At 68.3% G+C, this 24,181-nt stretch carries 23 protein-coding genes; 14 read left to right on the forward strand and 9 right to left on the reverse strand.

Translation table 11 applies throughout. The features are described from left to right. Positions 1 to 3 precede the first annotated feature (3 nt). Positions 4 to 1,155 (forward strand): acyl-CoA dehydrogenase family protein, encoded by a 1,152-nt coding sequence (locus EV652_RS10035; protein ID WP_132208759.1) that lies wholly within the window; start codon positions 4 to 6, stop codon positions 1,153 to 1,155. Then, the gene (locus EV652_RS10040) at positions 1,152 to 1,919 is read left to right on the forward strand and encodes an SDR family NAD(P)-dependent oxidoreductase (RefSeq protein ID WP_132208760.1); all 768 of its coding nucleotides are present in this window, start codon (positions 1,152 to 1,154) and stop codon (positions 1,917 to 1,919) included. Before EV652_RS10035 ends, EV652_RS10040 begins: the two co-directional genes overlap by 4 nt. On the opposite strand, the gene EV652_RS10045 is transcribed toward EV652_RS10040, so the two are convergent. From EV652_RS10045 to EV652_RS10055, 3 genes are read right to left on the reverse strand one after another with little or no spacing between them, the layout of a single operon-like run. Continuing rightward, positions 1,912 to 3,147, reverse strand: coding sequence for a glycoside hydrolase family 27 protein (locus EV652_RS10045; RefSeq protein WP_132208761.1), 1,236 nt, complete (start codon positions 3,145 to 3,147; stop codon positions 1,912 to 1,914). The two genes, EV652_RS10040 and EV652_RS10045, sit on opposite strands and share 8 nt — an antisense overlap. 20 nt (positions 3,148 to 3,167) lie before the next feature. Then, positions 3,168 to 4,313 (reverse strand): galactonate dehydratase, encoded by a 1,146-nt coding sequence (dgoD, locus tag EV652_RS10050; protein ID WP_132208762.1) that lies wholly within the window; start codon positions 4,311 to 4,313, stop codon positions 3,168 to 3,170. After that, the gene (locus tag EV652_RS10055) at positions 4,310 to 5,542 is read right to left on the reverse strand and encodes an ROK family transcriptional regulator (RefSeq protein WP_132208763.1); all 1,233 of its coding nucleotides are present in this window, start codon (positions 5,540 to 5,542) and stop codon (positions 4,310 to 4,312) included. Before EV652_RS10055 ends, dgoD begins: the two co-directional genes overlap by 4 nt. 145 nt (positions 5,543 to 5,687) lie before the next feature. Between EV652_RS10055 and EV652_RS10060 the strand changes: the two genes are divergently transcribed. The 7 genes from EV652_RS10060 (at position 5,688) to EV652_RS10090 (ending at position 11,337) form a co-directional block, all read left to right on the forward strand. Then, a complete protein-coding gene (locus EV652_RS10060) occupies positions 5,688 to 6,473 on the forward strand; it encodes an NAD-dependent epimerase/dehydratase family protein (RefSeq protein ID WP_132208764.1) in 786 nt (261 codons plus the stop codon). 22 nt (positions 6,474 to 6,495) lie between these two features. Further along, complete coding sequence (locus EV652_RS10065; protein WP_132208765.1) at positions 6,496 to 7,860, forward strand: ABC transporter substrate-binding protein; 1,365 nt, start codon at positions 6,496 to 6,498, stop codon at positions 7,858 to 7,860. Further along, complete coding sequence (locus EV652_RS10070; RefSeq protein ID WP_199238103.1) at positions 7,857 to 8,840, forward strand: carbohydrate ABC transporter permease; 984 nt, start codon at positions 7,857 to 7,859, stop codon at positions 8,838 to 8,840. Before EV652_RS10065 ends, EV652_RS10070 begins: the two co-directional genes overlap by 4 nt. Next, positions 8,837 to 9,658: a carbohydrate ABC transporter permease gene (locus EV652_RS10075; RefSeq protein ID WP_132208766.1), complete on the forward strand. Its 822-nt coding sequence runs from the start codon at positions 8,837 to 8,839 to the stop codon at positions 9,656 to 9,658. The genes EV652_RS10070 and EV652_RS10075 overlap by 4 nt, the downstream gene beginning before the upstream one ends. Positions 9,659 to 9,686: 28 nt before the next feature. Then, positions 9,687 to 10,562, forward strand: a complete 876-nt coding sequence (locus tag EV652_RS10080; RefSeq protein ID WP_132208767.1) for a glycoside hydrolase family 16 protein — start codon at positions 9,687 to 9,689, stop codon at positions 10,560 to 10,562. Positions 10,563 to 10,663: 101 nt separating this feature from the next. Further along, positions 10,664 to 10,936 (forward strand): type II toxin-antitoxin system Phd/YefM family antitoxin, encoded by a 273-nt coding sequence (locus tag EV652_RS10085; RefSeq protein WP_132208768.1) that lies wholly within the window; start codon positions 10,664 to 10,666, stop codon positions 10,934 to 10,936. Beyond that, positions 10,936 to 11,337, forward strand: a complete 402-nt coding sequence (locus EV652_RS10090; RefSeq protein WP_132208769.1) for a type II toxin-antitoxin system VapC family toxin — start codon at positions 10,936 to 10,938, stop codon at positions 11,335 to 11,337. The genes EV652_RS10085 and EV652_RS10090 overlap by 1 nt, the downstream gene beginning before the upstream one ends. Before the next feature lie 177 nt (positions 11,338 to 11,514). Here EV652_RS10090 and EV652_RS10095 read toward each other — a convergent pair whose 3' ends face one another. From EV652_RS10095 to EV652_RS10105, 3 genes are all read right to left on the reverse strand, one after another. Continuing rightward, a complete protein-coding gene (locus tag EV652_RS10095) occupies positions 11,515 to 12,561 on the reverse strand; it encodes a hypothetical protein (protein ID WP_132208770.1) in 1,047 nt (348 codons plus the stop codon). Beyond that, positions 12,561 to 13,058, reverse strand: a complete 498-nt coding sequence (locus tag EV652_RS10100; protein ID WP_132208771.1) for a SigE family RNA polymerase sigma factor — start codon at positions 13,056 to 13,058, stop codon at positions 12,561 to 12,563. Before EV652_RS10100 ends, EV652_RS10095 begins: the two co-directional genes overlap by 1 nt. A gap of 176 nt (positions 13,059 to 13,234) precedes the next feature. Then, a complete protein-coding gene (locus tag EV652_RS10105) occupies positions 13,235 to 14,461 on the reverse strand; it encodes a DUF4032 domain-containing protein (RefSeq protein ID WP_132208772.1) in 1,227 nt (408 codons plus the stop codon). Positions 14,462 to 14,608: 147 nt separating this feature from the next. On the opposite strand from EV652_RS10105, the gene EV652_RS10110 reads away from it, so the two are divergent. From EV652_RS10110 to EV652_RS10130, 5 genes are all read left to right on the forward strand, one after another. Further along, positions 14,609 to 15,601: a LacI family DNA-binding transcriptional regulator gene (locus EV652_RS10110; RefSeq protein WP_132208773.1), complete on the forward strand. Its 993-nt coding sequence runs from the start codon at positions 14,609 to 14,611 to the stop codon at positions 15,599 to 15,601. 308 nt (positions 15,602 to 15,909) lie between these two features. After that, on the forward strand, positions 15,910 to 17,283 hold the full coding sequence (locus tag EV652_RS10115; RefSeq protein WP_132208774.1) for an ABC transporter substrate-binding protein: 1,374 nt from the start codon (positions 15,910 to 15,912) through the stop codon (positions 17,281 to 17,283). Continuing rightward, the gene (locus EV652_RS10120; RefSeq protein ID WP_242001680.1) at positions 17,283 to 18,236 is read left to right on the forward strand and encodes a carbohydrate ABC transporter permease; all 954 of its coding nucleotides are present in this window, start codon (positions 17,283 to 17,285) and stop codon (positions 18,234 to 18,236) included. The genes EV652_RS10115 and EV652_RS10120 overlap by 1 nt, the downstream gene beginning before the upstream one ends. Further along, positions 18,233 to 19,102, forward strand: coding sequence for a carbohydrate ABC transporter permease (locus EV652_RS10125; RefSeq protein ID WP_132208775.1), 870 nt, complete (start codon positions 18,233 to 18,235; stop codon positions 19,100 to 19,102). The genes EV652_RS10120 and EV652_RS10125 overlap by 4 nt, the downstream gene beginning before the upstream one ends. A gap of 24 nt (positions 19,103 to 19,126) precedes the next feature. Next, entirely contained in the window at positions 19,127 to 20,668 is a 1,542-nt protein-coding gene (locus EV652_RS10130; protein WP_132208776.1) for a glycoside hydrolase family 13 protein, read from the forward strand. On the opposite strand, the gene EV652_RS10135 is transcribed toward EV652_RS10130, so the two are convergent. From EV652_RS10135 to EV652_RS10145, 3 genes are read right to left on the reverse strand one after another with little or no spacing between them, the layout of a single operon-like run. After that, positions 20,661 to 22,901, reverse strand: a complete 2,241-nt coding sequence (locus EV652_RS10135; protein WP_132208777.1) for a heavy metal translocating P-type ATPase — start codon at positions 22,899 to 22,901, stop codon at positions 20,661 to 20,663. The two genes, EV652_RS10130 and EV652_RS10135, sit on opposite strands and share 8 nt — an antisense overlap. 18 nt (positions 22,902 to 22,919) lie before the next feature. Then, positions 22,920 to 23,936 (reverse strand): DUF8832 domain-containing protein, encoded by a 1,017-nt coding sequence (locus EV652_RS10140; protein WP_132208778.1) that lies wholly within the window; start codon positions 23,934 to 23,936, stop codon positions 22,920 to 22,922. Further along, positions 23,933 to 24,151 carry a heavy-metal-associated domain-containing protein gene (locus EV652_RS10145; protein WP_132208779.1) on the reverse strand — a complete coding sequence of 73 codons (219 nt, stop codon included), beginning with the start codon at positions 24,149 to 24,151 and terminating at the stop codon, positions 23,933 to 23,935. Before EV652_RS10145 ends, EV652_RS10140 begins: the two co-directional genes overlap by 4 nt. Between the last annotated feature and the right edge of the window lie 30 nt (positions 24,152 to 24,181).

Genomic DNA, 24,181 nt, shown 5'->3' on the forward strand with positions numbered 1-24,181 from the left:
CTGATGGCTGTCGATCGTCTCCTGCCGACCGAGGAATCAACCGACCTGCTGGCTCTCGTGCGCGACCTGTGCACGCACGAGCTGGCGCCGCACGCTGCTCAAGCCGAGGAGAGCGAGACGTTCCCGCGGGACGCGTTCCGCACGCTCGGCAAGGCCGGCCTGCTCGGCCTGCCCTACCCGGAGCAGTACGGCGGCGCCGAGCAGCCCTACGAGGTGTACCTCCAGATGCTGGAGGAGGTCGCCTCCGCCTGGATGTCCGTCGGCGTCGGGGTCTCGGTCCACACCATGACCAGCTATGCAGTCGCCACCTTCGGCACGGAGGAGCAGCGGGCTCGACTGCTGCCCGACATGGTTGGCGGCGAGCAGCTCGGTGCCTACGCGTTGTCCGAGCCGCAGGCCGGTTCGGATATCAGCGCGATGACCACGAAGGCGGTCCGCGACGGCGACGAGTACGTCCTGTCCGGGACCAAGGCGTGGATCAGCCACGGGTCGCACGCCGACTTCTACACCACCTTCGCCCGGACGTCGGACGACCCGAAGCACGGCATCTCCGCCTTCCACGTGCCGGGCTCGTCGGAGGGCCTCAGCTTCGGTGCGCCCGAGCGCAAGATGGGCCTGACCGGATCGACCACGACGCTGGTCAACTACGACCGTGTCCGCGTCCCGGCCGGGAACCTGATCGGCGCCGAGGGCGACGGCATGCGGATCGCCTTGTCCGCCTTGGATTCCGGTCGTCTCGGGATCGCGGCGTGTGCGACCGGTCTGGCCCAGGCCGCGCTCGAGGTCGCCGCGTCGTACGCGCTCGAGCGGCAGCAGTTCGGGCACGCGATCGCGGACTTCCAGGGTGTCCAGTTCCTGCTCGCGGACATGGCCGCGGCGGTCGAGTCGGCCCGGGCGACGTACCTGCAGGCCGCCCGGCGGCGCGACCTCGGCCGGCCGTTCACCCAGCAGGCGGCGATCGCCAAGCTGGTCTGCACCGACGCCGCGATGAAGGTCACCACGGACGCCGTCCAGGTGCTCGGTGGGTACGGTTACACCCGCGAGTTCCCGGTCGAGCGCTACATGCGTGAGGCCAAGGTCACCCAGATCTTCGAAGGAACCAACCAGATCCAGCGGCTCGTCATCAGCCGCGACCTGTTGAGGAGCGCTCGATGAAGCTTGGCCCGTCCGATGTCGCCCTGGTCAGCGGTGGTGGTTCCGGGCTCGGAGAGGCGACGGTACGGCGGTTGGCCGCGGAGGGGATCGGGGTCGTGATCGTCGACCTGCCCTCCTCGGCCGGCAAGGCGGTCGCCGACGAGCTGGGCGACCGGGTCGTCTTCGCGCCGGCCGATGTCACCGACGAGGCCGCGGTGACCGCGGCGCTGGACGCGGCAGCGTCACTCGGGACCCTGCGCGTCGTCGTCACCTGCGCGGGGATCGCCACCCCCGGCCGGGTCGTCGGCCGGAAGGGACCGTTGCCGCTGGCAACCTTCCGGCAGGTGGTCGAGGTGAACCTGATCGGAACCTTCAACGTGCTCCGGCTGGCCGCCGAGCGGATGATCGACCAGCCGGCCGGCGACGACGGTGACCGCGGCGTCGTGGTGATGACCGCGTCCATCGCGGCGTACGACGGTCAGGTCGGGCAGGCGGCGTACGCGGCCAGCAAGGGCGGCATCGTCGGTCTCACCCTGACCGCGGCGCGCGACCTTGCGGACAAGGGGATCCGGGTCGTCACGATCGCACCGGGCACGATGGAGACGCCGATGCTGGCAGGCCTCCCGGAGGAGACCCGCGCAGTCCTCGAGCAGCAGGTCCCGCACCCGTCCCGGCTCGGCCGGCCGTCCGAGTACGCCGCCCTGGTCGGTCACATCATCGACAACCAGCTGCTCAACGGCGAGGTCATCCGCCTCGACGGCGCCCTTCGGATGCCACCTAGGTAAGACGCAACCAGCGCACACCATGTGCTGGAACGTCGTACTCGAGCTGCTCACTCGCGTCCTGAGCTGTGCCGTCCCACAGGTCCTGCGCGGCCGAGGCGCCGGCGCCGACTGAGGTCAACGGCACGGACACCTTCCGCGCGGAGGCGCCGGTCCAGAAGATCGCCACGAAGGTGCACTCCGGCGATCGGGCGGTCCACACGATCAGCTCACCGTCGTCCATCGGTTCGCGGATCACCTCGCGACCGTCGTACGACGATCGCAGCAACTCCGACAGCGCGGGGTTGGCCAGCAGGTCCAGCGTCGCGTCGTCGGTGGTCGGCAGGTCGCCACCCATCATCAGCGGCGACCGTCCCATCACCCACAGCGTCAGCAGCGTCTTCTGCTCGTCTCGGGTCAGGCGACTGGACCGATCGTCACCGCGCTCTGCCCGGATCCCGATGTGCCCGAGCGGCAGCATGTCGGCATCCGCCCACCCGCCGGCCTGCTGGAACGGCGCCCAGCGGGCCAGCCGCGCGAACTGCGCGTGCACGTCCTCCCAGCGATCCCACAGGTCGTCGGAGATCCGCCACATCTGCGCGTTGGCGCGCAGATGGTCGAGATGGTGAGTCGACAGGTGCGTGCCTGGTGACAGTGACAGCACGATGTCCCGGCCGCTGCGCTCGATCGCTCGTGCGTACGCCGCGATCTCGCGGTCGTGGTACGGCGCCAGCATGTCGTCGGCCTTGATGAAGTCGACACCCCAGGCGGCGAACTGTGCCACCTGTGCGTCGTAGTACGCCTGGGCGCCGGGATGGTCGTGGTTCAGCCCCAGGTTGTCCGGGTTCCAACTGCAGACGTTCTCCGCGTCCGCGATCTCGCGCGCGGTCCACTGGGTGCCGAACACCGGCAGGTCGAGCTCGACCGCGCGCCGCGGGATGCCCCGCATGATGTGCAGCCCGAACTTCAGCCCGAGGTCGTGCACTTTCGCCGCGAGCGGCCCGAAGCCGGCGCCGTCAACCGCCGAGGGGAAGCGGTTCGGCGCCGGCAACTGGCGGCCGTGATCGTCCAGGACGATCGGCGCGTCGGTGTTGTAGCCGTGCGACCGGGCGGTCGGGTCGTACCACGCGATGTCCACGACGATGGTGTCCCAGCCGGACGCCAGCAGCCGGTCGTGCATCACCTGCGCGTTCGCGAGGGTCTCGGCCTCGGTGACCGTCGTACCGAAACAGTCCCAGCTGTTCCACCCCATCGGCGGGGTCTGCGCCCAGGTCACCACTCGGCGAAGGAACCGTCGGCGTGCCGCAACACCGGCGACCTCCAGGTATGGCCGTCGGCGGCCGCCGCGCGGACGGCGTCCTCGTTGACCTCGATGCCGAGGCCTGGACCGGCGAGCCGCTGGATGTGGCCGTCCACGAAGGAGAACACCTGCGGGTCGACCAGGTAATCGAGCAGGGCGCTGCCGCCGCCGTACTCGATGCCGAGGCTCTGCTCCTGGATCAGGAAGTTCGGTGTGGCCAGGTCGATCTGCAGGCTTGCGGCCAGCGTGATCGGGCCCAACGGGCAGTGCGGCGCGACCGCTACGTCGTACGCCTCGGCCATCGCGGCGATTCGGCGTACCTCGGAGATGCCGCCCGCATGGGACAGGTCCGGCTGGGCGACCGCGATACCGGTGGGCAGGACGTCGCGGAAGTCCCAGCGGGAGTACAGCCGTTCGCCGGTCGCGATCGGGATGCTGGTCGACTCGGTGATCCGGCGCAGGTCGCGGGCGTACTCCGGCAGCACCGGCTCCTCGACGAACATCGGCAGGTACGGCTCCAGCAACGGCAGGATCTGCCGGGTGGCCGCCGTACTGAACCGGCCGTGGAAGTCGATCGCGATGTCGACTGCGTCGCCGAGCCCGTCCCGCAGGGCCTCGACCCGGCCGACCATGGCACGGACCTGGGCCGCACTCGGAATGGCCGGCAGTGCTTCGGCGAGGTTGATCTTGATCGCGCTGAATCCCTTGGCCACCTTGGCCTGCGCGTCGTCGACCAGCGCGGCGGTGTCGCGGCCGTGGACCCACGTGTAGATGCGGACGCGGTCACGCACCGGACCGCCGAGCAGCTCGTGCACGGGTGTCTCGTGGTAGCGGCCCTTGATGTCCCACAGGGCCTGGTCGATCCCGGCCAGCGCGCTCGAGAGCACCGGGCCGCCGCGGTAGAAACCGCCCTTGGCCAACGTCTGCCAGTGGTCCTCGATCCGCAGGGGATCGGTGCCGACCAGGTACTCCATCAGTGCGGCGACCGCGCCCTGGACCGCTTCGGCCCGGCCTTCGACGATCGGCTCGCCCCAGCCGCTGATGCCTTCGTCGGTGTCGATGCGCAGGAACTGCCAGCGCGGCGCTACCAGGAATGTCTCGTACCCGACGATCTTCACACTGCCTCATTCGGTCGAAGTTCCGCGCCGGCCAGCAGCGCGGCGACGAGCTGATCGGTCTGTCGCAGCACCAGGGCGGCGGCGCCGGACGCGCCCGCCCGGGCGCCGAGGTCGAGCTCCGCGGCGACCACGTCGGCGTCGCGGGTGAGTGCCATCGCGGACCGGCGCAGGGTGGCGCGGATCGGCTCCAGCACGAGGTCGCCGGCCCGGGCGAGCTCGCCGCCGACGATGATCCGCTCAGGGTTGAGCAGGTTGCAGATGTTCGCCAGCACCCGCCCGGTCACCTCGCCGGCCTCACGCAGCACGCGCACGGTGTCCGGCCTTCCGGCCTCGGCCGACGCGAGAAGCTCATCGACATCCGCCAGTTGCAAGGTCTTCAGTACGGCGGGGAGTGACGCGTACTGCACCAGGCAGCCACGGTTCCCACACGGGCACTGAGCGCCGGCCGGGTCCGCCGAGATGTGGCCGATCTCGCCGCCGCCACCGCGCGCACCACCCTGATGAAGGTTGCCGTCGACAAGCAATCCGGATCCGATCCCGGTGGACAGCCCGACGTACAGGACGTCTCGGGCGCCCCGGCCCGCGCCCCAGGTGAACTCGGCGACCGCCTCGAGCCGGGTGTTGTTCTCCACCAGCACCGGTACGGCGAGCTGCCGGCCGAACTCGGTGGAGACGTTCACACCCGCCCACGCCTGCCCTGGCAACGACGGACGGACCACGCCACTCTGCCTGTCGATCGGACCCGGTACGCCGATCGCGACACCGACCAGGGCGTTGCGATCGAGCCCGGTCTGCGCGAGCAGGTCGTCGAGCAGCGTCAGGCCGGCCGTGAGTCGCTCCTGCCACGGGGTGTCCCTGGCCGTGGTGACTCCGGCGCTGGCGAGCGTCGCACCGGAGAGGTCGGTGACGTGACCCCAGACGCGCTCGAGGGTGAAGTCCAGACCGGCCGCGGCTCCCGCGCCCGGGTTCGCCTGCAGAAAGCCGCGGGCGCGCCCGTCCACCTCCGAGGCATCGATGCCGGCTTTGGCGACCTGATCGCCGACCGCCTCGATCACGACGCTGCCGGCGATCAGGTCCGCGGTGATCGTCGACACGGTTGTCCGCGACAAGCCGCAGATGCGCGCGAGCTCGGCACGGTGCAACGCGCCGTGCTCCATCAGGGCCGAAAGCAGCCGTTCGGAGTTGGTGCGCCGCAGCGCTCGCAGTGATCCGGTGTCCTTGGCAGCCACCCGAAGAGTATCGACGCCCGGTCACAGTGGCGTCAACAAAACGGACATGGTTCGTTCACACTCTTGACACAAACCCGGAAGTGCTCGAACAATTCCGGACACAGTTCGGGTATCGATCCCGGCCGGGCGACATGGATGGCACGACATGGGCGCTGTGCGGAACAACCGTGAACCACTGGTGGTGATCACCGGCGGACTGGGCCGGGTGGCCGGTGTGGTGCTGCCGCAACTGCGGAAGCACTACCGCCTCCGGCTCGTCGACCGGTCTGCACCGGTCGCGTCCGGCGACGAGGTCCGGCAGGCCGACATCGGAGATCCCGATGCGGCGTACCAGGCCTTCGAGGGAGCCGACGCCATCCTGCACCTGGCCGCGAACGGCAGCCCGTGGCAGACCTGGGACAGCGTGTACGCCGCCAACGTGCGACCGACCCAGAGTGTGCTCGAGGCGGCCGCGGCGCACGCCGTACCGAAGGTCGTGCTCGCGAGCTCGTTGCACGTGGTGGGCGAGTACAACCGGCCGCAGTACCGGCCGGTCGATCCGCGGCTCGATCCCCGTCCGTGCTGCCCGTACGGCCTCGGCAAGGTCGTGCTGGAGGCACTGGGCCGGACGCACGCGGCGCGAACCGGTGCCTCGGTCACCTGCCTGCGGCTCGGCCTGACCGGCTGGCCGCTGACCGAGCGGCGCTATCTGGGCCAGTGGCTGTCCGACGGCGACGCCGGCCGGCTGGTGCTGGCCGCACTGAACGCCCGGGAGCGCTACGGCGTGCATTTCGGGGTGTCCGCCAACACCCGCAACTACTGGGACATCACCTCGGCCCGGCACGAGCTCGGCTACCGGCCCGAGGACGACAGCGAGCTGCTGGCAGACCGGACCGGCCCCTCCTCCGGCCCGGTCTGCCGGCTCTTCGACGACTCACAGCCTTCGGAATGACTTTCGGAATGAGAGGTTTGACATGACCACTACGAACCCAGGGCTCTCCCGCCGCCGGTTCCTTGCCCTCTCGGGCACCGCCGTCGGGGGTGCCCTAGCGGTCGGCTGTTCGCCCGCGTCCTCGACCAACACACCGGCCGCCGGGTCGAGCACGGGCTCGGCCGCCAAGGGGACCGTGACCGTGATGTCCCAGTCGGGTGAGTTCGGCCCGAAGGAGGCCAAGGCGGCCTCACAGGCGCTCGGTGTCACCGTGAAGACGGTCGAGTACGACCTGACCAAGCTGACCGCGATGCTTGCCAGCGGCAACCCGCCGGACGTCGTCCGCGGCATGGGTGCGACCGAGACGCCGTACCTGGTCGCCCGGCAGGTGGCCGAGAACCTCGATCCGTACTTCGAGAAGAGCACGCTGATCAAGGCCGACGACATCGACCCGGTCAACGATGTCTGGCGGTACGACGGCGAGAAGCAGGGCAGCGGGCCGCGGTACGGGTTCGCGAAGGACTACTCGCAGGACTGCACCCTTTGGTACAACGGCGGGCTGTTCGACACCGCGAAGGTGACCCGCCCGAGTGCGACCACGCCGCTGCTGCTCGACGAACTGCTCGAAGAGGGCAAGAAGCTGACGAAGCGGCAGGGCGCCAAGGTCAGTGTCTACGGCCTCAACCCGAACGGGCTGGGCCTGTTCACCCAGCTGACCTGGCTGACCGACCTGGCCGGCGGGAAGCTGACGGCCGACGATCTCGCGTCGGTCGACTTCAGCAGCCCGGAAGCACAGCGGGCATTGACCTGGTACCTGGAGTACGCGAAGGCCGGCATCGGTCCAACGGTTCTCAACCCCGACCCGAACGGCTGGGACGGTCCGACCTTCCAGGCCGGCCGGATGGCCGCCACACTCAGCGGCTACTGGCTCGGCGGATTGTTCTCCGGTGACGCCAAGTCCGCCAAGGTCGCGGGCTTCGCGCCGGCACCGCAGTTCGACACCGGCCGGCGGGTCAGCCCGTGCTTCGGCGCCACCGGGCTGTGGATTCCGAAGGCCAGCAAGAACAAGGACGCGGCCTTCGCGGTGCTGGAGTGGTTCATGGCCGGCGACCCGGCCAAAGCGCGGGCGACCGGTGGCTGGGGCATCCCGCCGCTGAAGTCGCTGCAGAAGCTCATGCCGCAGAAGCTGCCGTTCCAGAAGCAGGCCTTCGCGGTGCAGCAGGAGGAGCAGAAGCACTTCTCGGTGATGTCCTTCACGCCGTACGTGCGGCTCGACGCGATCAACACCGTCATCGGCCGGGAGTTGCCCAAGGCAATCAAGGGGACAACGTCGGCCGGTCAGCTGGCCGACACGCTGAACTCACAGATCAACGCTCAGCTGGCGGATGGAAAGAAGCGGTTGCGGTGAGCTCCGCGCTGACCGACGTACGACGTCCCGCCGCGCCGGCCGCGGCGGAACGGGAGGATCGGGGCAGGAAGAAGCCGCCGAGCCTGCGCAAGGCACGGACCTTCTACCTGTTCGTCGCGCCGTGGATCATCGGGTTCGTCACGCTGACCGTGTTCCCGCTGGGCTATGCGTTCTGGCTCAGCCTGACCGACTCCGACGGCCTCTCGCCGCGCACGCACTTCGTGGGTTTCGCCAACTACATCGAGATCTTCCAGGACCCGCTGACGCTCAGCTCGCTGGCGAAGACCGGGGTGTTCACCCTGGTCACGGTGCCGCTGTCGATCTTCGCCGGGCTGCTGCTCGCGGTGATGCTGAATCAGCCGATCAAGGCGCGCGGGTTGTTCCGGGCGTTGATCTACCTGCCGGCGGTGGTCCCGCCGGTGGGTGCGGCGCTGACGTTCCGGTTGATCTTCGACCGCGACGCGGGTGCGGCGAACGGGATCCTGAGCAGCTTCGGTGCGGATCCGATCACCTGGCTGGTCGATCCGAACGCGCGCTATGTGCTGTACGGCCTGGTGATGTGGGGATGTGGCGGGGCGATGATCATCTCGCTCGCCGGGCTGCAGGACATTCCCCGTGAGTTGCAGGAAGCTGCTCAGGTGGACGGGGCGTCGTACTGGCAGTCCTTCGCCAGGATCACCATCCCGCTGCTGTCCCCGGTGATCCTCTTCCAGGTGATCACCGGGGTGATCGGCTCGCTGCAGTCGTTCGCACCGCTGTTGTTGTCCTCGGGTTCGCTCAGCGGTGCCGGGACGGTGCCACAGGGCAACTACATGTACATGATCCACGTGTTCGCGCAGTACTTCTCCGCGTCCCGCTTCGGCTACGCCTCGGCGATGCTGTGGATGCTGTTCGCGGTCATCCTGCTCGTGACGCTGGTGATCATCAAGGTGAGCGCCAAGACCGTCTTCTACACCGTCGAGCCGGAGGGGAAGCGATGACCAGGTCCTACCGCTATGCGCTCTACATCGTGCTGCTGGCCGTCGTACTGCTGATGCTCAGCCCGATCTACTGGCTGGTGCAGACCTCGCTGAAGTCGCCGGCCGAGATGGCGTCGTTCCCACCCACCTGGTGGCCGTCCGCACCGCGGCTCGCGAACTACTCCGAGGCGGTCACCAGCGTCAACTTCGTCGGCGCCCTGCAGAACTCGCTCACCATCGCCTTCATCACCACCACCCTGACCACGCTCAGCTCGGCCTGGGTCGGGTTCGGGTTCGCCCGGCTGACCGCGCCGGGGAAGAAGCAACTGTTCGTCATCCTGCTGTCCACGATGATGCTGCCCGGCATCGTCACGCTGGTGCCGACGTACCTGATCTTCGCCAAGCTGCACATGGTCAACACCTACTGGCCGTGGGTGGCCTGGGGGCTCGGCGGCAGTGCGTTCCTGATCTTCCTGTTCCGGCAGTTCTTCGCCGGTATCCCGAAGGAGATGGAGGAGGCCGCCATCATCGACGGCTGCGGGTACGTCGGGATCTTCTGGCGGATCTTCCTGCCGCAGTCGTGGCCGGTCATCGCGGCCAGCGTGATCCTCTCCTTCACCGGGGCGTGGGGCGACTTCGTCGGACCGGCCATGTTCCTCAGTCAGGACAGCACCACCTTGGCGGTGGCGATGGCGACCGGCTACGTCAACGACAAGGGCCTGCCGCTGAACAACCTGGTCGCGGCCGGAGCGGTCATGTACGTCCTGCCCGTGCTGGTGCTCTTCATGTTCATGCAACGCCGCTTCGTCAGCGGCTTCTCCACCTCCGGAATCAAGTGATCGTCAACCGACGCGAAGGAGTTCCGAAGTGACGAAACGATGGCGGGCCTTGTCACTGGGCGCCGTCGGCCTGATGCTCGCGACAGCGAGCCTTGCCAGCGCCGGCACTGCCACAGCGCAAGGGGAATCGACCACAGGTGTGACGGCTCCGACAGCCAACGCCACCTGCACGCAACCCACCTCCCAACCTGCCCGGGGGCTGCCGCTCGCGTGGCATGACGAGTTCAGCGGGCGGTCGCTCGACACCAGTCGGTGGAGCACGGTGATGGACTTCCCCGGTCGGGCGGGTGGTCACTACCACAACACGTCGTACGGAAGCTATGCCGTCGACGAGAACGTCGTACTCTCACGCGGCCGGCTGCGGCTCATCGCCGACAACAAGCCCGTCGTCGGCACCGACCCGGCCGGGACCTACCAGTACACCGAGGGCTTCATCTCCTCGCACGACAAGTTCTTCCAGGCCTACGGCTACTGGGAGATCTGCGCGAAGTTCCCGACCGGCAAGGGGTTGTGGCCCGCGTTCTGGCTGATCCCGCAGGACCGCAGCTGGCCGCCGGAGATCGATGTGGCGGAGTGGTTCGGCAGTATCGAGGGCATGCACAGCGGACTTGCCTCTGGCAACTGGCCGGACGTCCGCTGGGACAGCAACTGGTCCTACGGCCTGACGCCGACGACCGGCTGGCACAAGTACGGCGTGCTCTGGTCACCCGGCCGCATCACCTTCTTCACCGACGGCGCTCCCACCTACACGGTCACCGGCGACCAGGTCCCCACCAAGCCGATGTACATCGTCCTCAACAGCGGCACCTGGGCCAACCCCGACCGAGGCGGCCCACCCGACGCCACCACGCCCTTCCCCAACTCCTTCGACATCGACTACGTCCGCGTCTACCGCGCGAAATAGCCCTGTGGACAACGCCTGATCCGGGTCGGAACACCCATATCTTCCCTGGCGACAGGCAACGGGAAGGATGGTGTCAGACAAATATGTACTATGATGCCGCCATGGCTGAGGTTCCGATCCGGATGTTGAACCAGGAGACGGCCCGAGTGCTGGCTCGGGTGAAGCACGGCGAGGAGATCGAGATCACCGAGCGTGGCGTGGTTGTCGCGCGCCTGGTCCCGGCCGAACCGTCGCCAACGGCCTGGCTGCTCGCGACGGGAAGTCTGCGGCCGGCTCGGCTGACAAGGCCCTTCTCGCGTCCGAAAGGCGAGGTGCGGACGGACCACGAGGCTGGTGCGCTCCTGGAGCAGATGCGCGACGAGGAGCGCTACTGATGATCTACCTGGACACAGCTGCGCTGGTGAAGCTCGTCCGACGGGAGGCGGCGTCTGACGAGCTCGTCGACTGGCTCAACGAGCAGGTCGATCGGATCTTCGTCTCGTCCGCGCTGGTGGAGGTGGAGTTGCCTCGTGCTCTCCGGCGATCTGAGCCGGCTCTGCTCACCGCCGCTCCCGCCGTCCTGGCGCATATTTCCGTCTACGACGTTGACGAGACGGTGCGGACCACCGCGGCGGCCTACCAGGATCCGTGGATCCGATCGCTCGACGCGATTCACCTCGCCACCGCGGATGCCGTGCTGGGTGACGATCTCACCGCCTTCGTCACCTACGACCGGCGCATGTTGGCCCACGCCAAGGCGATCGGCCTCCCCACCGTCAGCCCCGGGATGAACTGACCCAACAGTCACCGCGACGGCCAAGCCGGCCGGGCATGGGCCGGCCGTCGTCATCGGCCGGCAGCCGAGCGCCCAGGATCGGCTCGGTGCCGTCCTTCAGCTTCGTCCCGACCACTCAAGACCACCGTTGCCAAGGGCGCCCGGCCGGTGACAACTCCTTGCGTGTGGCAACAATGCTCAGCGGGGTGATGGGGTGAGGCGGGGTGCGTCGAAGAGGTCGCTGGGTTGGTGCTGCTTGTGGGTGCCTTGGCGGATGAGGTCCAAGGTTTCGTAGCCAGTGCGGCGTTGGGTGCTGCCGTCGTCGGTGGGGAAGGTGTGGTCGGCGTAGCAGTAGGCCATGGTGACGCGGACCGGGTAAGACTCGGTGCGGCCGTGCAGGGTGACGACGAAGGTGCGCTGGTCGGGTTGGCTGCAGCCTTTGCTCCACTCCGCCGGTGCGCCTGGCGGTGAGGTGGCGAGGAGCAGGGCCAGCTTGGCGGCGGGGCTGCCGTTCAGTACTGATCCGGCGACGAGGGTGTTCTCCCAGTACTCGCAGATGCTTGCCGACGCGATGCGGTCAGCCGGGTCCAGGCCGGTGCCGCGAGGGCCGGAGTCGGTGGGAGAGCAGCCGTAGTAGTCGGTCCCGGTGATCGGGCGGGCCGAGTCGAGGATGCGACGGCGGAGTGCGTCGTCCTGTGTCAGCACGCTGATCTTCACACCGGCGACGAGCCGCGTCTCTTCGGTCCATCCGGCGTCGTACTGCTTGACTCCCGGTGCCTGGACGTCGTTGAACCACAGGTACTGCAGTCGTCGGTCGGCCGGGAGTACGGCGTCCTCGCAGACATGGCTCGAGGGGCGGAGCCAACCGTTGAACCGCCCGACGACCGGGTTGCTCGAGGAGGAGCCGCCTGAGATCCCCGTACACGGCGCCGGGCCGGAGACGTACTGCGTCCAGTTGACCGGCACCTGGACCTGGACCGTCTTGTACGACTCCCACCGCCAGCCGGCGTCGGGTGCGGCCGGGCGAGCAACCTCGGGGTCGGTCCGCAGTTCGTTGGTGAGCGAGTGCGTCGCGGTGATCGCGGTCGCGACCACGGCACACGCCAGCACGGCGGCACCGATCGTGCGACCGGTCCGGCGACGCTGGAGACGTTGGTGGACCGCGGCCAGCAGGTCATCGTCCGAAGGCGCCTCCGTCGCGTGCTTCGACAAGCTCGTCACGATCAGCTTCTCGTGGGCGTCCATCAGTGGTTGACCTCCTCGGCGGTGATGAGAGTGGTGCGCAGACTGGCCAGCGCACGGTGGATCTGCGACCGGACGGTCGCGGGACTGCACTCGAGGATCTCGGCGATCTCCGCATCGGGCAGGTCTTCGTAGTACCGCAGTACGACGGCCGCCCGCTGCTTGGCCGGCAACGTCGCGCACAACGCCCAGACCGCGTCCTGCTCCGCTTGAGCGACCGCATGATCCGGGCTCGGCGAGTGCACGTACGGGTCCGCGGTTGGACTCTCCCGGCGGAAGAACCGCCGCCAGCGTGAGATGTCCGCGTTGACGATCGACCGCCGTACGTAGGACTCGGGATCGCCGTCGCGGCAGATCCGGGACCAGCGTGAGTACGCCGCCACCAACGCGTCCTGCACGGCTTCCTCGGCGCGGCTGTGGTCACGCGTGATCAGGTACGCGAACCGCAACAACGCCGCACCACGCTGCCCCACCCACACATCGAACTCCGGCCGCTCCATCGGCACCTCCCACCCCTAACCACGCCGTGAACAGGCCGAACGTTGCAAGCCCCCCGCCACCGCCGCACCCCGCCCCGGCTGCACCCACCGGCCGCACCCCGCCCCGGCTGCACCCGCCATCGGTCGCGCCCCGCCGCTCCAGGCCGGCGGCTGTCGCCCGCGGTGGGCCGCTGGGGCTACTCCGCTTCGGGGATGGCGGGGGTGGGGAGAGCGAGTTTCTCGTCGGGTTTGGCGCTGAGGACGTCGTCGACGTACGAGCGGGCGGCCTCCATCATGTCGACCTCGTGGCCGGCCTGCTCGGACAGGAACCAGCGGTGCTCGAGGACCTCGTGGAAGACCTCGGCCGGCTCCAGCTTGCGCTTCAGATCGCGCGGGACCGCGCGGACCACCGGCTCGAAGATCTCGGTCAGCCACTGGTGCGCGACGATCTCCTCGTCCTCGTTCTGCTGGTCGGTGGCGGCGGCGAACGAGTCGAGGTCGTTCAGCAGCCGACGGGCCTGGTTCTCCTCGACGTCCAGGCCGGTCAGTCGGAGCAGCCGGCGCGAGTGGTGCCCGGCGTCCACGACCTTCGGCTGGATCCGGACCTGGCTGCCGTCCCAGTCGGTGATGATGTCGATCTCGGCGACGTCGAAGCCGAGCTCGTTCAGCCGCCGGATCCGCGAGTCCAGCCGGTGCATCTCGTCGGTGGCGAACTCCTCCGGCGCGGTCAGCTCGGCCCAGAGTGCGTCGTACCGGTCGGTGATGGACTGCACCGTCTCCTGCGGGTCGATGTCCGGGTCGAGCAGGCCGCCCTCCTGCAGGTCGAGCAGCTCGCCGAACAGGTTGATCTCCGCGGTGTAGAGATCGTGCGCGCGCTGCCCGTCGGAGATGTCCTGGTGCAGTTCACCGGTCTCGGCGTCCACCAGGTACGCCGCGAAGGCCCCGGCGTCTCGTCGGAACAAGGTGTTGGACAGCGAGCAGTCGCCCCAGAAGAAGCCGAGCAGGTGCAGCCGGACGATCAGCGCGACCAGCGCGTCGATCAGCCGGTTCACGGTGTCGGGGCGCAGCGTGCTGGAGAACAGTGCGCGGTAGGGGAGCGAGAACTGCAGGTGCCGGGTGATCAGGATCGAGTCGATCGGCTCGCCGTTGCGGTCGAGGCGGTCGGTGATCACGCCGACGGGTTCGACCGAGGGCGATTCCAGGCGTTCCAGGTCCCGCAGGAGCCGGTACTCGTGCATGGCGAGGTGCTCGAGCACCTCTTTGATCGCGTACACGGTGCCGTTGACCCGGACGAACCGGACCACGTGCCGCGAGATACCGCGCGGCAGCGCGACCAACTGGTCCTCGGGCCAGTCCTCCAGCGGGACATCCCACGGAAGCGACAGCAGACCGGTGTCGGGGCGGGTGGCGACGAATCGGGGCACGGCCCCCAGTCTGTCAGCTTCTGCCCGGAATCCTGACCCTTCAGCCACGTCGTGGTACGTCGGCCGGCCGTACCGACGGACTGCGGTCTGCACCGATGAACGCAAGTGGTTGCAAGAATTTGCGCTATCGGGCGTAGAGTTTGCGTCATGACACGACGACTTGCAGAGGTGGCCAAGAAGGTCGGCGTCAGCGAGGCCACCGTGAGCCGGGTGCTGAACGGGAAGCCGGGCGTCTCCGAGGCGACCCGGGAAGCGGTCCTCACCGCGCTGGACGTGCTCGGCTACGAGCGGCCGACCCAGCTGCGCGGCGACCGGGCCCGGCTGGTCGGGCTGGTGCTGCCCGAGTTGCAGAACCCGATCTTCCCGGCGTTCGCCGAGGTCGTCGGTGGTGCGCTCGCGCAGCAGGGTTTCACCTCCCTGCTCTGCACCCGGACGGTCGGCGGCGTGTCTGAAGCGGACTACGTCGACCTGCTCCTGCAGCAGCAGGTGTCCGGCGTGGTGTTCGCCGGCGGGTTCTACGCGCAGGCCGACGCGCCACACCAGCACTACGAGCTGATCCAGGAGCGCAAGCTGCCGACCGTGCTGGTCAACGCGGCGGTCGACCACCTCGGCTTCCCGCAGGTGTCGTCGGACGACTATGTCGCCGCGGAGATGGCGATCGGCCACCTGCGCGCTCTCGGGCACCGGCGGATCGGCATGGTCCTCGGCCCGCGTGATCACATCCCGTCGCGGCGCAAGCTGGATGCCTTCATCGCCTCGGACGAGGCGGATCTCGAGCTGGTCGAGCACACGATGTTCTCGCTCGAAGGCGGGCACGCAGCCGCGACCCGCCTGGTCAACAAGGGCGTCACCGGCATCGTCTGTGCAAGCGACATCCTGGCCCTCGGTGCCATCCGCGCGGTCCGCCGGGCCGGCCTCACCGTCCCGGACGAAGTCTCGGTGATCGGGTACGACGACTCCGCGATGATGAACTGCACCGACCCGCCACTGACCACCGTCCGCCAGCCCATCGATGCAATGGGCCGCGCCGCCGTGGACATGCTCGTCGCCCTGATCGAACGCGCCGTTGTCCCCGCCGACGAACTCCTCTTCGAGCCCGAACTGGTAGTCCGAGCCTCCACCGCCCGCGCCAGGATCTAACACCACCCTCACCGCGCGGCCGCCGCGCCAGGATCTACCCCACCACCCTCACAGCGCCCCGCCCCGAGGCGACATCCGCCCCGTACCTGTGCCCGGACCCCGGTGTCCGCCGCCCTCGCCAGATCTGCAGCCGCTGACCGCTTGTCGGTCGGCGGCTGCGTTGTGTGCCGACGTGTGCGGGAGCAGGTCCTGCGCGCGAGCCACCTTCCCATCATGAGTCATGATTTTGCAATCTTCGATCGAACTATTGCGCAGATTCGATCGAGTTGCCTACGGTGTGCGCCAGAAGTCCGAGGAGAGGGTGGATCATGAGGACAACGCGCCGCGGGCTCGGCCTGCTGCTGGTGATGGGACTCGGGCTGGTGGCCGCGTCCTGTGGGTCGGGGGACGAGAAGACCGACGCTCAGGGATCAGCGGGCGCCGACGGCCCGGTCACGATCACGGTCGGCTGCCAGCCGCCGAAGAGCAATCCGAAGGAACGGTCGGCCTGGGACGCGGATGTCGCCGAGTTCCAGAAGCTGCACCCGAACATCACCATCCAGAGCAAGGATGCGTTCCCCTGTATCAACCCCGACACCTTCCAGGCGAAGCTGGCCGGCGGTACCCAGGAGGACGTCTTCTACGTCTACTACACCGACGTGCAGAAGATCATCAAAGCCCGGCAAGCCGCTGACATCAGCCAGTACGTCGGCAGCGTCAAGGCAGTCAGCGACGTGCGCTCCGATGTCATGAGCGTGTTCAAGGACGGCGACAAGACCTACGGCCTGCCGCGCAACAACTACAACATGGGCCTGGTCTACAACCGCAAGCTGTTCACCCAGGCCGGCCTCGACCCCGAAGCCCCGCCGAAGACCTGGGCCGACGTGCAGGCGGCGGCCAAGAAGATCGCCGGCCTCGGCGCCGGGTACGTCGGTTTCGGTGAGTACTCCGCCGGCAACACCGGCGGCTGGCACTTCGCCGCGAGCCTGTACGCCCGTGGCGGCTCGATGGTCGGCGACGACGGCAAGACCGCCGCGTTCAACAGCGCCGAGGGCAAGGCAGTGCTGGAGAACCTCAAGCAGATGCGCTGGAACGACAACTCGATGGGCAGCAAGCAGCTCCTCCAGTGGGAGGACCTGATGCGGATGATGGGTGGCGGCAAGCTCGGCATGATGATCGGCGCACCGGATGTGGTGCAGTCGGTGAACAACGACTTCCAGGGCAAGTTCGAGGACTACGGCGTCACCGCCGTACCCGAGTCCGAGGGCAAGGCGTCGCTGAGTGGTGGCGACGGCTACATGTTCAACCCGAAGGCGACGCCGGAGAAGATCAAGGCCGGCCTGCTCTGGCTGGAGTTCCACGAGCTCACGCCGGGCAAGGGTCAGTTCAACTACGCCCGGTCCAAGGAGCAGGGACGTCCGGTCGGACTGCCGATCCCGGACCTGTACGGCGACTCCGCGCCGGGCCAGGAGATCATTGCCCTGCGCAAGCAGTACGCCACCGTCCCGGTCGACCACTTCGCGCCGTACGTCGCCGCGCAGTCGAACATCACCAACAAGCTCGAACCGCCGAAGGCGCAGGAGCTGTACGCCGTCCTGGACGTCGCGATGTCCGCCGTCCTGACCCGCCAGGACGCCGATATCGACAAGCTGCTCTCGGATGCGGAGAGCAAGGCGAACAAGATCCTGGCCAAGAACACCTGATGGCAGTCACCGAAGAGCAGGTACGCCGTCCCCGGGGGACGGGGGCGGCGGACCCGCGACCTGACGACGACCACCGGGGCGCGCTCCGGCGGGCGGTCGGGCGGAACCTGACGGCGTACGGGTTTCTCTGTGGGGCACTGATCTGTTTTGGGTTGTTCTCCTGGTATCCGATGGTGCGCGAGGTGATCCTCAGCTTCCAGGAGAACAACTTCGTCGACCCGCCGCGCTGGGTGGGGTTCGACAACTTCCGCTCGGTCATCGAGGACCCGGCCTTCCGCTCGGCCTGGCTCAACACCGCCGTGTTCAGCGGGCTGGCCCTCGTCATCGGGTACGCCGTCCCGTTCGTGCTGGCCGTCGTCCTCAACGAACTCAAGCACGCCAAGGCCTACCTGCGGTTCGTCGTCTACCTCCCTGTCATGCTCCCACCGGCCGTCGCCGTCCTGCTGTTCAAGTGGTTCTACGACCCCGGCGCCGGCCTGTTCAACCAGGTGCTCGACGTGTTCCACCTGCCGCCGTTGAGCTGGCTCGACTCGACCAGTACGGCGCTTGTCAGCCTGGTGCTCGTGTCGACCTGGATGAACCTCGGCACCGGCACGCTGATCTACCTGGCCGCGCTGCAAAGCATCCCGGGCGACCTGTACGAGTCGGCCGAGCTGGACGGCGCCGGCCTGTTCCGGCGGGTCTGGCACGTGACCATCCCGCAGACCAAGTTGATCCTGCTGGTGATGTTGCTGCTGCAGGTCGTCGCGACCATGCAGGTGTTCATCGAGCCGTACCTGCTGACCGGCGGCGGCCCGGAGAACGCGACCGTCACGGTCGCCTACCTGATGTACCAGTACGCCTTCAACTTCGGCGACTTCGGAGGCGGTGGCGCCCTCGGCCTGATGCTGATGGTCGTCCTGATGGTGTTCTCCGCGATTTACCTGCGCGTGTCCCGGGAGGAGGCCCGATGAGGACCCTGGTGTCACCCCTCGCGCTCCGGACCACCCGCGGTCGCCTGATGTACTGGGCGATCCTCAGCATCGTCGTCATCGGCTTCACCGGCGCCTTCGTGTTCCCGCTGTACTGGATGGTGACCGGCGCGCTGAAGTCACCGGACGAGCTGGCCCAGATCCCGCCGAGCTTCTTCCCGACGAGCTTCGACTTCGGCGTCTATGCCGACGCGTGGGAGCAGTTGCAGCTCGGTGTCTTCCTGAAGAACACAGTCCTGTACGCCGGTGGCGCCTGGCTGTTCACCCTCGCCGTCGACGTGACCGCGGCGTACGCGTTGTCGAAGCTCCGGCCGTTCTTCGGCAAGGTCGTCCTGGCCGCGATGCTCGCGACCCTGATGATCCCGCCGATGGTGCTGCTGCTGCCGACGTACCTGACGGTCAAGGATCTGCCGATCCTGCATCTGGACCTGCTGAACACGCCCTGGGCGATTTGGTTGCCGGCGGCAGCGAACGGGTTCTTCGTCTTCCTGCTGAAGCGATTCTTCGACTCGATCCCGCGCGAGTTGCTGGAGGCGGCGGAGATCGACGGCGCCTCACCGATGCGGATCCTGTGGTCGATCGTGTTGCCGGTGTCGCGGCCGATCCTCGGAGTGGTGTCGATCCTGTCCGTGGTGACGGTGTGGAAGGACTTCGTCTGGCCGCTGCTAGTACTGCCGGAGACGGACAAGATGTCGATCAGTGTCGGCATCGCGTCGCTGTCCGCGCAGATGCCGCAGAACGTGCTGATCGCGTCGCTGGTGATCGCCAGCCTGCCGACGATCCTGGTGTTCTTCGTGTTCCAGCGCAGCATCATGGCGGGCCTCACCGCCGGAAGCCTGAAGGGCTGAAACCCAATCAGACAAGGAGATTCGATGGCGGACGAGTGGTGGCGTGGAGCCGCGATCTACCAGGTGTACCTGCGGAGTTTCGCCGACGGCAACGGCGACGGGATCGGCGACCTGGCCGGCCTCCGGCAGAAACTGCCGTACCTGGCCGAGCTCGGCATCGACGCGATCTGGCTGAACCCCTGGTACCCGTCGCCGATGGCCGACGGCGGGTACGACGTGGCCGACTACCGAGCGATCGACCCGGCGTTCGGGACGTTGCACGAGGCCGAGGCGTACATCGCGGAGGCGCACGTCCTGAACATCCGCACCATCATCGACATCGTCCCCAACCACGGCTCCGACCAGCAGGACTGGTTCGTCCAGGCGCTCGCAGCCGGTCCCGGCTCATGCGAGCGGGAACGGTTCATCTTCAAGCCCGGACGAGGCGACCAGCCGCCCAACGACTGGCAGTCCATCTTCAACGGCCCGGCCTGGACCCAGGTCGAGGACGGTGAGTGGTACCTGCACCTGTTCGCCCCTGAGCAGCCCGACTTCAACTGGCGAAACCCCGAGGTGGTCGAGGAGTTCCACGACATCCTCCGGTTCTGGCTGGACCGTGGGGTGGACGGAATCCGGATCGACAGTGCCGCCGTACTCTTCAAGGACCTGGACAGTGTCGAGGAGTCGTACACCGATCACGACGAGGTGCACGAGGTCTACCGCGGCTGGCGCCGGATCACCGACGAGTACGACGGCCGGTTCCTGGTCGGCGAGATGTGGATGCCGGACCAGGAGCGGTTCGCGCTGTATTTGCGGCCGGACGAGATGCAGACCGCGTTCAACTTCGACTTCCTGTCCCGCCCGTGGCAGGCAGACGAGCTCAGGGCCTCGATCGACCTCACCCTGACCACCCACGTCCCGATCGGCGCACCGCCGACCTGGGTGCTGTCCAACCACGACGTCACCCGGCCGGTGACGAAGTACGGACGCCCGGACACGTCGTTCTCGCACCAGGACCGCAAGCACGGCATGCAGACCGACCTCGTCCTCGGTGAACGCCGGGCCCGCGCGGCCGCCCTCCTCGCGATGGCGCTACCGGGCGGACTGTACGTCTACCAGGGCGAGGAGCTCGGTCTGCCGGAGGTGGAAGACCTCCCGGACCACCTGCTCCAGGACCCGATCTTCACCCGCTCCGGCGGCACCGACCGCGGCCGCGATGGTTGCCGAGTGCCCCTTCCCTGGTCCGGCAAGGAGCCCCCGTTCGGCTTCGGCACGGGTACGCCGTGGCTGCCACAGCCACCCGACTGGAAGAACCTCACCGCCGAGTCCCAGTACGACGACCAGAGCTCGATGCTGACCCTCTACCGCAACGGCCTTCGCATCCGCCGTACCCACCTCGGCGACGGCATCCTCACCTGGCTCGACACCCCACCCGGAGTCCTCGCCTTCAGCCGCGAGAGCCTGATCTGCATCACCAACCTGACGGCGGAGCCGATCGAGCTCCCGCCGTACGACGAACTGCTACTGGCCAGCAGCCCGTTGGACGACGGGTTGCTGGCCAGCGACAGCACGGCCTGGATCAGGTGAGCGGGCGGAAGCGGCGCAACCTGAGGCTGTTGGTGACCACGAAGACCGAGCTGAAGGCCATCGCGGCGCCGGCCAGCATCGGGTTGAGCAGGCCGGCCGCGGCCAGTGGGATCGCGGCCACGTTGTAGGCGAAGGCCCAGAACAGGTTGCCCTTGATGGTGCGCAGCGTGCTGCGGGAGAGGCGGATGGCGTCCGCCGCCGCGCGCAGGTCGCCGCGCACCAGCGTCAGGTCGCTGGCCTCGATCGCCACGTCCGTCCCGGTGCCCATGCTCAGGCCGAGGTCGGCCTGGGCCAGGGCGGCCGCGTCGTTGACGCCGTCGCCGACCATCGCGACCACGCGGCCCTCGTCCTGCAGCTTCTTCACCGCGTCGACCTTGCCGGCCGGCAGGACCTCGGCGATCACCTCGTCGATGCCGACCTCGGCCGCCACCTTCGAAGCCACCGCCTCGTTGTCGCCGGTCAGCAGCACCGGCCGCAGTCCCAGCGCCTTCAACTGACCGATCGCCTCTGAAGACGTCGCCTTCACCGTGTCCGCGACGACCAGCACCGCCCGGGCCTGACCGTCCCAGCCGACTGCGACCGCCGTACTGCCCTCGGCCTCGGCGTGGTCCTTCGCGTGCGCCAGGTCGTCCGGCAGGTACTGGCTCCACTCCTCCAGCAGGCGGGTCCGGCCTACCAGTACGGCGTGCCCGTCGACGATGCCCTGGACGCCAAGTCCCTCGACGTTCCCGAAGTCTTCGACCTCGGGCAGTTGACCGAGCTCGGCCATGGCGCCCCGGGCAACGGCCTGCGCGATCGGGTGCTCGCTGGAGTGCTCCAGCGCCCCGGCCAACCGCAGTACCTCGGAGCGGTCCTCCGAAGGAGCCAGCAGTACGTCGACCAACTCCATCCGACCGGTCGTCACGGTGCCCGTCTTGTCCAGGACGACGGTGTCGATCCGGCGGGTGGACTCGAGTACCTCCGGGCCCTTGATCAGGATGCCCAGCTGGGCGCCCCGACCGGTGCCGACCATCAACGCGGTCGGCGTGGCCAGCCCGAGGGCACAGGGGCAGGCGATGATCAGTACGGCGACCGCCGCGGTGAACGCGATCTCCACCGGCGAACCGTTGCCGAGCCAGAACCCCAATGTCGCCAGCGCCAGCCCGATCACGATCGGCACGAAGATCCCGGACACCTTGTCGGCCAGCCGCTGAACCGCGGCCTTCCCGTTCTGTGCGTCCTCGACCAGCCGGGCCATCTGGGCCAGCTGGGTGTCCGACCCGACCCGGGTCGCCCGGACCACAAGCCGGCCGCCGGCGTTCACGGTCGCCCCGACGACGGCATCGCCCTCGCCGACCTCGACCGGCACCGACTCGCCGGTCAGCATCGACGCGTCGACCGCGCTGCTGCCGGTGACGATCACACCGTCGGTAGCGACCTTCTCGCCAGGTCGTACGACGAACTGGTCGCCCACGACCAACTGGTCGGCGGGGATGCGTACCTCAGAGCCATCGCGCAGTACGGCGACATCCTTCGCACCCAGCTCCAGCAGGGCCCGCAGGGCCGCACCCGAACGGCGCTTGGCGCGGGCCTCGAAGTACCGGCCGGCCAGGATGAACGTGGTGACGCCGGCAGCGACCTCGAGGTAGATCTCCTCGGCCCCGCTGCCCCGGGACGGGATCAGCGTGAACGGCATCTTCATCCCCGGCTCACCCGCACCGCCGATGAACAGCGCGTACAGCGACCACAGGAAGGCGCTCACCACGCCCAGCGAGATCAGCGTGTCCATCGTGGCCGCGCCGTGCCGCAGGTTCGTCCAGGCGGCCTTGTGGAACGGCCAGGCCGCCCACGTCACCACCGGGAAGGCCAGCATCAGCGACGCCCACTGCCAGAAGTCGAACTGCAGTGCCGGGATCATTCCGAACGCGATCACCGGCACCGACAGCGCGATGCTGGCGAACAGGCGGTCCCGCAGCGGCTTCAGCTCGTCCGGCCCTTCGTCCGACGAGTTGCCGTCGGCAACAGCCGGGGCCGGCAGAGCGGCGGTGTAACCGGTCTTCTCGACGGTGGCGACCAGTTCGTCAGTGGTGATGCCGTCCGCGTACGTCACCTTCGCCTTCTCGGTGGCGTAGTTGACGGTCGCGGTGACACCGTCCATCCGGTTCAGCTTCTTCTCGACCCGGGCGGCGCACGAGGCGCACGTCATGCCACCGATGATGAGTTCGACGGACTGACCGGGTTCTGCGGTGGTCATTGCTGTGTGCCTCCTCTCTCAGTGGCCGTGCGGGGTGGTCTCGTGTCCCGGCGTAGCCGGAGCCTTGGTCGCCGGAGCCTTGGTCGTCGGGAGTTGCTTGGGCGGGACGATCGCGGACCCGTCCGCGCCCACCTTGACGGTGAACTCGGCGGTGTGGACCGCGCCCGCGTGCTGGAAGTCCAGGAACAGGCTGTACGTTCCGGCGGTCGGGAAGGTGGTGGCGAACTTGATCTCCGGCCCGCCCTTCATCCCCGCTGTCGCTTCCTGTGCGGGGTGGGTGTGCAGGTAGGCGAGGTCGCCGCCGCGCAGTGACACCAGGTGCCCGAAGGCGCCCAGGTACGGCTGAAGGTCGGTGACCGGCTTGCCGCCCCGGCTGATCGCGAAGGTCAGCTCGGATTCCTTGCCCGCGACCGGCGTGCCCGCCAGTGTCACGTCGTACCCGTCGAAGCTGTAGCTGCCGGCCGGCTCGCTCAGCGGGACCGGGATGTAGAGACCGGAGACGTTGACGTCCGTGCCGAGAGTCAGCGTCCGGTCGAGTCCGGCCGGCTGGAAGTCGGCGAACACTCGCCACGTGCCACCGGCGGTGAACGTGAAAGGAATGCTCCAGGTCCCATTGGCGTCCCGGGTCGGGTGCACGTGGTGGAAGCCGGACAGGTCACGCCGTACGACGATCAGGTGCAGGTCCTTCTCGTGCGTCTCGGTGTACTCCTTCACGGGCTTGCCGTCCGGGCCCTGGATGGTGAAGCGCAGCTCGGTCTTGGTGCCGGGCTGGTAGAACGTCGTGGCGGGGGTGAGGGTGTACCCGGCTTCGGAGACCGCGAGCCCGGGCAGTTGCCCGCCCGACTCGCTGTGTCCCTCCCCGTGTCCTGCTGCTGATTCCTCCATACCGCCCATCTCCTCTCCGTGAGCAGGGGCAGTGGTGGTGTCGGCCGCCGCGATCGGGTCGACCGCGGTGCCGATCGCGTACGCCGCCCCGAAGGCGAGCGCGAGCGCACCGGCGAACGCGCCGAGCCGGAGCGCGACGGCCCGGTTCACGACGCCGCCAGTTCGTAGCCCGCCTCGTCGACGGCCTCGCGGACGGCGGCCTCGTCGAGAGCGGACTCACTCGTCACGTGCACCGCGGAGGTGCCACCCGCGACGAGGTCGATGCTGATGTCCTTGACCCCGATCAGCTTGCTGATCTCCTCGGTGACCGCGGCGGTGCAGTGGCCGCAGGTCATCCCGGTGACGGAGTAGGTCGTGGTGGTCATAAGAGTGCTCCTAACTCGGATTCTTCGTGT

Origin of the sequence: Kribbella steppae (assembly GCF_004342025.1) — a bacterium.
Lineage (GTDB): Bacteria > Actinomycetota > Actinomycetes > Propionibacteriales > Kribbellaceae > Kribbella > Kribbella steppae.